At 49.2% G+C, this 6,907-nt stretch carries 4 protein-coding genes; 3 read left to right on the forward strand and 1 reads right to left on the reverse strand.

Annotated features, from left to right (window positions below; all coding sequences use genetic code 11):
* The first annotated feature begins 285 nt into the window (after positions 1-285).
* The 3 genes from VN105_RS16030 to VN105_RS16040 are packed head-to-tail and all read left to right on the forward strand — an operon-like array spanning position 286 to position 6,651.
* Positions 286-3,525, forward strand: coding sequence for a TonB-dependent receptor (locus VN105_RS16030; RefSeq protein ID WP_325642539.1), 3,240 nt, complete (start codon positions 286-288; stop codon positions 3,523-3,525).
* A 44-nt stretch (positions 3,526-3,569) separates the two neighbouring features.
* Positions 3,570-5,021, forward strand: coding sequence for a RagB/SusD family nutrient uptake outer membrane protein (locus VN105_RS16035; protein ID WP_325642540.1), 1,452 nt, complete (start codon positions 3,570-3,572; stop codon positions 5,019-5,021).
* A 31-nt stretch (positions 5,022-5,052) separates the two neighbouring features.
* On the forward strand, positions 5,053-6,651 hold the full coding sequence (locus VN105_RS16040) for an FAD-dependent oxidoreductase (RefSeq protein WP_325642541.1): 1,599 nt from the start codon (positions 5,053-5,055) through the stop codon (positions 6,649-6,651).
* Between the two features lie 48 nt (positions 6,652-6,699).
* Here VN105_RS16040 and VN105_RS16045 read toward each other — a convergent pair.
* Positions 6,700-6,907, reverse strand: a 208-nt coding sequence (locus tag VN105_RS16045) for a hypothetical protein (protein WP_325642542.1), incomplete at its 5' end; no start/stop codon positions are given.

Consider the following 6,907-nt stretch of genomic DNA (forward strand, 5'->3'; position numbering starts at 1 on the left):
ATATCCTGAAAGTATCATTCTGAAATTACCGGTAAATGAATAGTCCACAGTTTTTTTACATCAATCAAACAAATATGAACTGACAACCAGAAACATCCACGTTTGATACGGATAAAAAAACGGAAGTGTTTGCGGCACCTCCGTTCAGATAAGACGTATCAGTAAAGTCCGTTGAGCGAAATTTATTTAACATCTTAACAGTTCCAAGTTATGAATTCCTTTTTATTCAGCAAAATAAGCAGGAGCGCACACCCGTACCCGCTATTTTGCAAAATTATCCTCGCTATGAAAGTAACCGCTTTTTTGCTACTGGTAATGGTAGCCGGGGTACATGCCACAGGAGTAGCGCAGAAGCTAACCCTGTCTTTTCAACAGGCAGCACTTGAAAATGTATTCAGGGAAATAGAACAGCAATCGGGGATGCGTTTCCTCTATAACGACGACTTCCTCAAAGGGGCGCCACCCGTTACACTGCGGGTAAAGGATGCTGATATCAACGAGGTGATGAAACGGATCATCGTCCGGCGACCCTTTGTATTTAAAGTAGTGGCGGGCACAGTGATCATTACGCCTGTGGATTCCTCTCCTGGTCCGGACAACCCGGTGGTAAAGGATATTACCGTCACGGGTATCGTGAAGGGACCCGATGGTACGCCGCTGCCCGGCGCTTCCGTATCAGTAAAAGGCAAAGCAGGGACCGGTGTGGCTACCGGCAACGATGGCAGGTTTAAGCTCACCGTGGCAAACGACGCTATCCTGGTTATTTCATTTATAGGATTGAAGAACAAAGAGGTGCCCGTAAATGGCGTCACTACGCTTGAAGTAGTGCTGGAGAAAGATGCCGCCCGGATTGATGAAGTGATAGTGGTAGGTTATGGCACCATGAAAAAAAGTGATCTTACCGGCGCTATCACCCGGGTAAGATCTGAAGAGATCAATGCTTTTCCTTCCGCCAATGTGTTCCAGGCGTTATCCGGCAGGGCGCCCGGTGTACAGGTACTACAGAATACCGGCGCTCCCGGCGCGCCTGTGAGCATGCGCATACGCGGTACCAATTCCATACAGGGCAGTAATGAACCGCTGTATGTGGTAGATGGATTTCCCACATCAGGTAATCCTACCATTCTCAATAATGCAGACATTGAAAGTATTGAAGTATTGAAAGATGCTTCTGCAACAGCTATCTATGGTTCCAGGGGCGCCAATGGCGTGGTGATCATTACCACCAAAAGAGGCAAGGCCGGAAGAACCAATGTAAACGCGGAAACCAGCTATTCCTCGCAAACACTGATCCGTAAACTGGACATGATGAACGCGAAAGAATACGCTGCGTTTTATAATGAACAGGCAGCGAATGACGGGCTTGCTCCCTACTTTACGCCCACGCAGGTGGAGGGTTTCGGGAAGGGGTTCGACTGGCAGGACCTGGTATTCAAACCAGCGCCTATGAAAACCATTAACCTGAATATAAACGGCGGGAATGAGAAAACACGCTTTGCCATCGGCGGGAGTATTTTTGACCAGGACGGTATTGTAAACGGTAGTAACTATAAACGGTATGCCTTACTGGCCAATGTGAGTCATGATATCAGCAGTAAATTTTCCGTGAGCGTGAACGCCACTTTATCACGGTTAAAAACAGACCGAAAAGACAGTGGTGGTGGAAGCCGCGGCAGCTCCATGATTTCGGCAGCTGTTTCCGCACCGCCTACGCTAACGCCGTACAACGACGATGGCAGTTACAAAGTGCTGGCTATTGCTTATCCCTTTGTAGCAACAGACCTCATTAACCCGCTGAACTTTATCAATGAACAGCGCAATACCATCAAAGCCAACCTGGTACTGGCTAATGCAGCACTGATGTATAAACCGGTTGACGGGCTCACGATCAAGGTAATGGGCGGCATTGAAAACAGGGACGACCGCACCGACAACTATACCACCCGCAACTTTGTTAATTCAAACGGCAATGCCAGCGTTGTTACCAACCAGATCACCAGTCTCCTGAATGAGAATACCATCACCTATAATAAAACTTTTAACAGGCATAGTATATCCGTACTGGCAGGATTTACCTACCAGGACTTCCTCACCACCTCCCTTTCCGGCAGTGGCAACGGGTTCCTGAGCGATGTGTTCGAAACTTCCGATCTCAGCGCCGCCGATATACCAGGCGTACCGGGTTCCGGTTATTCAAAAGCGGTACTGCTTTCTTACCTGGGCCGCGTTAATTATAACTTCAACGATAAATACCTGGTTACTGCCAGCATCCGCCGCGATGGTTCATCCCGGTACACCAAAGGCAATAAGTGGGGATACTTTCCCTCGGCAGCATTGGCATGGAGAGTATCCAATGAAGATTTCCTGAAAGGAAATGCCATCATTTCCAACCTGAAACTACGTACCAGCTGGGGCCTCACCGGGAGCCAGGCTATCAGTCCCTATGCTACGCTTAATCAACTTGGCAGCGGCAAAACAGTATTTAATGATGAAATGTATAACACGTTTTCTCCCGGCACCCGTTTGCCCGGCAACCTGAAATGGGAAACCACCGCACAGCTGGATTTCGGAATGGACCTGGGCCTGCTGGATAACAGGGTGAATTTTACGGCAGACTATTACATCAAAAATACCCGGGACCTGCTGAATACGGTGGCACTGCCCTCGTCTATGGGCTTTACCACCACTATCCAGAATGTGGGAGAAGTGCAGAACAAAGGATTGGAGTTTGGTATTGATACAAGGGTGCTGGATGGCAACTTCAAATGGGATATCAATGCCAACCTGTCCTTTAACCGGAATAAGGTAGTAAAGCTGTATGGAGGAAACGATGTACTGGGCGGTAATATCAATGCCATTGTGATCAACGACGTAACCAGTATTTTGCGGGAGGGCCGTCCTATTGGTCAGTACTGGGGATACCTGGAAGACGGATACGATGAGCAGGGAAAGATCAGGTTCCGCGACCTGGATAAAAGCGGCACTATTACCACGGCAGATAAAACATATATCGGTAACCCTAACCCGGATTTTATATACGGGTTAAATTCCGCCATGTCTTACAAGGATCTCAGCTTAACTGTATTCCTCCAGGGAGTGCAGGGAAATGACCTGTTCAATGCCAGCGCTATTGCCAATACCATTGATTATGGCTTTGGGCTGAACATGCCCCGCGATGTTTATAACGACCACTGGACGCCGGCCAACACCAATGCAAAGTACCCGGTGCTGAGCCGCAACACTACGGTAAGGGTATCCAACAGGTTCGTGGAGAATGGGTCTTACCTGCGACTTAAAAACATACAGCTGGCTTATAACCTGCCGCTCCGGAGATGGGGCGTGAAGGGGATTCAGAACGGGCAGCTGTATGTAAGCGGTCAAAACCTGCTCACTTTCACCAAATACTCCTGGTGGGATCCCGAAGTAAATTCCAACGGGGGAGGCAATTCTACCGCGCAGGGGATCGACTTTAATTCCTATCCTTCGAATAAGTCGTTTACCATTGGGATCCGTGCAGGTTTCTGAGCTATGTGTACATCTTAATTAATCATCTCCGGAAAAAAAGAAAAATGAAAACAGCACTCCTACATAAAACCGGTTTCACTGTACTGCTGCTGTGCCTGTGCACTTCCTGCAGCAAGTTGCTGGACGAAACGCCGAAATCGGCAGTAACGGAAAATTTCTATAACACGCCTGCAGAGGTAGAAGCCGCAGTGAACGCCATTTTTACGCCACTGCGGTCTACCAATATGAGCGTGTACGAAGCCACCCTGGAATGCCAGAGCGATTATGCAAATGGCCGTGGCAGCTGGGCGCCGCTGCACGAGTTTCAGGGTTTGAACGATGCCAACATTACCCGCGTGTCCGGCTTGTGGAACGCATTTTACCTGGCTATCCGCAACGCCAACCTGGTAACCGGCAATGCACCCAACGGGAACGCCATCAGCAAAACCGACGCTGACCGGTTCATTGCAGAAGCAAAATTTATGAGGGCATTCTGTTACTTCCAGCTGGTGCGTAACTGGGGCGGTGTACCGCTGCGTACAGAAGAGAATATTAAACAGGTAGACCTGAAGAAAAGCACCGCAGAAGAAGTATACAACTTTATTTTATCAGACCTGGATGCAGCCGAAACTTCGTTGCCGGAAAAACCATCCAGTGTTGGCCGGCCCTCCAAATGGGCTGCCAAAACCTTACTGGCAGACGTTTACCTGCAACTGGGAAAATACGCCGAAGCGCGCGATAAAGCCGATGAAGTGATTAAATCAAACCAGTTTTCAATGGTGCCCATTACTTCGAAAAGTGACTTCCAGAACAAAGTGGCAGGCCCGGAATTACTCAGCACCAGCGAAGAGATCTTTTACCTGAAGTACATGCGGCAGGCAGGGCAGGGGAACTATATGTTATGGATCACCAATCATCCCAATACTAAGTTATTCAATTTCGGAGGGTCGTATGTGTTATATGGAGATGAAACCAGCGAGTTTTTCAGCAGCTGGGATAGCAACGATTTGCGGAAAGCGCTGTGGGATAAGCTGGATATTGGTCTTGGCGCCCATACATTGATCAGCTCCCGCTACACCGACACCAAGGCGGCCAGCAAAGAAGGTGCGGGTAACGACGATCCCGTATACAGTTATGCAGATGCATTACTGATATATGCAGAAGCATCCTGCCGGGCAGGTAATGCCCCAACGGCCGCCGGTATGGAAGCGCTGAACCAGGTGCGGCGCCGCGCTTACGGCAAAGCGCCGGGGATGCCATCCGAAACCGATCTTCAGCTGGCGGATTACAACGCTGCTACATTTACCGGCAGGGTATTACAGGAACGGGCCTACGAATTTCAGATCTCCGGGAAACGCTGGCTGGATCTGAAACGCAGCGGTACTGCGAAGGCAGTGATCCTGGCAGCTACTGGTAAAACCATTGCAGAAAAACATTACCTCTGGCCTATCCCGTTGTCGGAAATGAACTACAACAAAGCACTGGATCCTGCCAAAGATCAGAACCCGGGCTACTGACATTCATCAACTTAAAAATAGTAGAAGAGATATGAAAAGAATACTCACCATTTTATTCCTGGTGCTGTTCCACAGCGCCGGCGCGGCCACTGTTTATGATGTGGTAGTATATGGCGCCACTCCATCCGGCGTACTGGCAGGGATAGCTGCAGCAAGAGAAGGCCGCAGCGTAATGATCGTAGAGCCGCTCCCGTTAGTAGGCGGCGTGATGAGCGGCGGCCTTTCCTTCAGTGATTCCAACCAGATGGCGCGTGAAACGTTGCGCAGTCTTTTTGAAGAGTTTCATAAACGGATAGAAAAAGAATATGCTGCAAAAGGGATTGCATTGCCTTACAATGTCAGTGAAAAAGACAATAAACCCTGGACATACGAGCCACATATTGCAGAGAAAGTATTTAACGACCTGCTGAAAGAAGCAGGTGTGCAGGTAAGCCTGAATGAAACCCTGAAATCGGCGGTTACCGCCAAGGGAAGGATCTCCGCCATCCGTACTTACTCGGGCAAAGTGTTCAGGGGCAAAGTATTTATTGATGCTACCTATGAAGGTGATCTGCTGGCGGCTGCCGGTGTGAAATACCGCGTTGGCAGGGAAAGTCGTGACGAGTTCGGAGAACCGCTGGCGGGCGCTATTTATCTTAAGAAGCCGGCCAAAGCGCCTGCGCCGGATAACGGGCAGTCATCCGTACAGCTTATTTCCGGTAATACACGGGCGCCGGAAGGGCAGGGCGACCGCCGGATCATGACGTACAGTTTCCGCCTTTGTCTTTCAACTGAACCGGGAAACCAGGCGCCTTTTTACCGCCCCGATAATTATGATCCCGCCAGGTATGAACTGTTCCGCCGTTTCTATAAAGCCAATCCGCAAATGGGTGTTCCTTTCGATATGTACCCGCTGCCAGGGCAAAAGATAGACGGCAATAACAGCATTGGCGGTCAGATATCGACCGGACTGGTGGGAGAAAATTATGATTATCCTGAAGCGGCGCCACGCAAAAGACTGGCCATATGGGATGCCCATCGCAGCTATACGGAAGGGTTGTTGTACTTCCTGTGTACTGATTCTGCGGTGCCTGCGCATGTACGTACGCAAATGAGCAAGCTGGGATATGCAAAAGATGAATTTAGCGCATCAAAACATTTCCCTCCTGTATTATACGTGCGTGAAGGCAGGAGAATGGTAGGGGAATATTTTATGACCCAGAAAGATATCCAGCAGGAAATACAAAAACAGGATGTTATTGCTATCGGTTCATTTCCTATTGATTCGCACGATTGCCAGCGTATCAGCACCGACAGTGGTTTTATTAATGAAGGCACTATATTCCCTGTACGTTTAAAAACGCGGAAGATCGGTTATCCATACCAACTGCCTTACAGGGCCATTACGCCCAAACAATCGGAATGTACCAACCTGCTGGTACCGGTATGCGTGTCGGCCTCCCATGTGGCTTTCTCCTCCGTAAGAGTGGAGCCCGCCTGGATGGTATTGGGTGAAAGCGCCGGCATCGCGGCAGCTATTGCCGTAGAAGACGGAGTGCCCGTGCAGCAGGTAGATATAGCAAAGTTGCAGCAACGGTTAAAGCAAAAAGGACAGGTACTGGAGCTGCCTGTGATTCCCGGGGAGAAATAAGGAATAAAGAAGGGAGATGAACATTTAACGGTCATCTCCCTTCTTCATTCATTTACCATCTCCTTTTTTATTATCTCTCCCCACCTGGTAAGTTTTATAAAAATCTCCCTTTACCCATTGCACCTGGCCAAAGTCCCTGATTTCAGGTGCAATGATGTAAGCGCCGGTTTCTGTATCCAGTATCACAACGGCCTTTTCACTGACCACCGTCTGGAACTTGCCGCTTTTTTGTTCTTCTGTTCCCCTGAAGCTAACA

Origin of the sequence: Chitinophaga sp. (assembly GCF_035564935.1) — a bacterium.
Classification (GTDB): domain Bacteria; phylum Bacteroidota; class Bacteroidia; order Chitinophagales; family Chitinophagaceae; genus Chitinophaga.